The sequence below is a fragment of the Staphylococcus sp. GDX8P54P genome, assembly GCF_017893165.1.
Classification (GTDB): Bacteria; Bacillota; Bacilli; order Staphylococcales; family Staphylococcaceae; genus Staphylococcus; species Staphylococcus borealis.
Window position 1 is genome coordinate 1 of sequence record NZ_JAESMM010000074.1, and the last position, 1,034, is coordinate 1,034.

At 34.2% G+C, this 1,034-nt stretch carries 2 protein-coding genes; both read right to left on the reverse strand.

The window, feature by feature from the left end:
* Window positions 1-136: 136 nt before the first annotated feature.
* Entirely contained in the window at window positions 137-463 is a 327-nt protein-coding gene (locus KA909_RS13205; RefSeq protein ID WP_210130320.1) for an HNH endonuclease, read from the reverse strand.
* A 138-nt stretch (window positions 464-601) separates the two neighbouring features.
* Window positions 602-1,015, reverse strand: a complete 414-nt coding sequence (locus KA909_RS13210; RefSeq protein ID WP_107609689.1) for a hypothetical protein — start codon at window positions 1,013-1,015, stop codon at window positions 602-604.
* Between the last annotated feature and the right edge of the window lie 19 nt (window positions 1,016-1,034).

Consider the following 1,034-nt stretch of genomic DNA (forward strand, 5'->3'; position numbering starts at 1 on the left):
TAAATCTGCGGAGTTGACCCAAGCGCCGGTTTCCGCGAAGCCTTTTGTGGCGCGGTTTGTTTAGGCGGGGGGTATTTGACACTTTTTACACTTTTGTATTTTTGAATTAAATAACATTTTTATACAATTTTATTTTTTACCACTGTTCATCGTTGAATTTGTTTTTTCGATTATTTGGATTATGTTCAAATCTGCCATGCCTTTTATTATGATGATACTTACATAAGGTTCTTAAGTTACTTAAATCGTATGCAAGTTCTGGTTGCTTTTCTAATTCAATAATGTGGTCAACTTCTAGTGATTGTTTCTGATTAATCGTCAATCTACCTTCTGCATTGCACATCACACATTCATAATGGTCACGTGCTAACACCTTCAGTCTTGTCTTACGCCATTTGGCATTTGAATAAAAACCTTTGTTCTTGGTTCGTTGTTCAATATAATCTGCATATGCCTTGCTCATCTCTGTTACTCCAAACAAAAAGACACAACACTAATGTGCTGTGCCTGTGTAATCATTATCGTATATCGATATTATAAATCTATCTATATATTAATTGCACATATGGTTCGATGTGTTCGAATGGTTCGATGTGTTCGTTTAATCATAGTATCCTTGTTGTGCATCCATATATACGTTGACTATCTCATTAACACATCCATAGAATGTAGACTTACTCTTTATCTCCATAAGCTCCATGATAGTCTTGTGCTTGATACCTATCTTAATCAATTGTAGTATATGATAGTTCATTTCATCTGTTACATATTCTTCATACTTATCTATAAATTGTAGTTTATTAAGCAGCTTAACATTACGTCGATACTCTCTATTTCTATCTAATACTTTAACTAATACCTTATCACCTGTACCACCTTTAGCTTTAGGCATCACTGCTTCTATACCATACTGTGCTGTTGATGTACTGTCTGCGTCATACACTTGCGCTTCTATAATATTATGCATCCACTTATAATTGTCTATCATGTTTCTCACTTCATCACGTGTGTACAAATGATTACCTCCATTACTT